We start from the raw sequence: 2,093 nt of genomic DNA, 5'->3' as shown, positions 1-2,093 counted from the left end.
AGATATTGATAGACCATTTTCTCGTGAGTTAAATATTCCAACTTTTTTATATAGTTCCAGGAATACAGATATTGTCCCTAATCCATTAAAGAAATGGGCAACGAAAAATTTAGTATTTTTATTTTTAAGTAAAAATACACTCATTAGTGAGAATTGGAATACATATTTTGAGAAAATTCCTTTGGAATTTGAAATTATTCCAGTTGCATTAGATAACTATGCATTAAATCATGCTAATAAAGGTATTTTAAAAAATAAAAATTTCGTACGTGCCTTCACTTGGCCTTTAAATGATTATCAAGAATACTTTATTTTAATGTTATCGCATGAAATCTATCGTTTAGGCCTTAATGAAAGTAAAACAGTTGTAAAAGGTATAGATGCTTCATTAAAGATATTTCTCAGCCACGCTAAAGCTGATGAACAAGGTGTTGGTTTAGCTATAGAAATTAAAAATTTTATTGATAATACATCTATACAGAGATTTTTTGATACTACAGATATTTCTCCTTGTTTTAACTTTGATCAAGAAATAGAAACCCATCTTAAGGAATCTACTGTAATTGCAATAGGTAGTGATAAGTACTCCTCCCGTTATTGGTGTCAGCGAGAAATACTTATGGCCAAGGAAGAAAGAAGACCTATTGTTTTTGTTAACACATTAGAACACTATGAAGACCGAATTTTTCCAGCAGCAGTAAATATTCCTAATATTCATGTTTCACATGATACTAGTATAAGAAATAAAGAAATTTTAAGAATTTTAATTGCAACGTTATTAGAAACTATAAGATTTAACTATTCAAAAATTCTTTTAAACTATTATAAGGAACAAGGATGGATTCCTAAAGATTCAGAAGTTTTTGCTAGACCACCAGAGGTTAATCAAATAATCACTTTATTAAAAGGTAGAAGTGAAACTCAAAAACTTGAAACTCTTCATATTTGTTATCCTGAACCGCCTGTTTATCCAGAAGAAATTAGCTGGATTAATCATTTTGAGAATAAGACACCACAAGGTACAGCAAATAAAATCCAAGCTGTTACACCTTTATGGTCAATTTTTACAAAGAAACAAATATCAAAAATAATAGGTATTTCAATTTCAGATTATAAGGAAGATCAGTTTGAAACACATAATCAGCACATTGATGAATTAAAAAGATTATCGCAAGTTCTAGCTGGACATTTATTAGCTAGAAAGCATACATTAATATATGGAGGTGATCTTCGTGAGGATGGATTCACTCAATTTATTCTTGATGAGGCTTTAATTATTCAAAATAGGACAATGGATAATTCGATCAAAGTCGAAAATCATTTAGCCTGGCCAATTTATTTAGAACCAAAGTTAAAGATTTTCAAAATAAAATACCATGGTATTTTGTACACTGAAGAATATAGTCCACCAATAGATATACACATAAATCAAGAAAACTTCCTAGAGCCCAATTGTCGAGAAAACCTATATATATGGTCTCGCAGCCTGACAGAAATGCGTGAGCAATCTATATCAAAATGTGATTTTAGAATAATTGCTGCTGGAAAATCTTCAGGTTATAAAGGAAAAATGCCTGGTGTATTAGAAGAATTTATAATTTCCTTAAAGAAACAAAAACCTATGTATATACTAGGTGGTTTTGGAGGAATTACAAGTAAAATAGTAACTTCAATATTTAATAAAGAGCTAGAACCAGAATTAACTGAAAGATGGCAAATTCAAAATAATATTGGGTATGCAGACTTACAAAGTCTTGCAACAAGTAAGGGTTTTGGAGCTGACTACAATGAAATAGAAAATTTTATTAAATCTACATCTATAGAAAGCCTAGCTCATAACGTAGGACTTACAACAGAGGATTATCAAAAGCTAATGTTTACTCCATTTATTGATGAAGCCATTCATTTAATACTGAAAGGATTAACACAATTATCTACTTAATGCAAATATATTAAATTTTATAGAACAAGTCTAGTATAATCCTATTTAAAAGCATATTAAATAGGATTATTTTCACTCAAATAAAATACAATAAATTCATTATATTTAAAAAAATAAATCATTATGAATTTATAATTATTATTCTATAAAT

The 2,093-nt window shown here is 28.6% G+C and carries 1 protein-coding gene; it reads left to right on the top strand.

Annotation, left to right across the window (positions count from 1 at the left end; genetic code table 11):
* Positions 1-1,942 (top strand): TIR domain-containing protein (locus tag ACG59Z_RS18720; RefSeq protein ID WP_400200719.1); only part of this gene is annotated, 1,942 nt, incomplete at its 5' end.
* Between the last annotated feature and the right edge of the window lie 151 nt (positions 1,943-2,093).

The sequence above is a fragment of the Acinetobacter sp. ABJ_C1_1 genome (assembly GCF_044684115.1).
Classification (GTDB): Bacteria; Pseudomonadota; Gammaproteobacteria; order Pseudomonadales; family Moraxellaceae; genus Acinetobacter; species Acinetobacter nosocomialis_A.
Note: the sequence above shows the minus strand (reverse complement) of the source record. Positions and strands in the feature narration are given on the sequence as shown.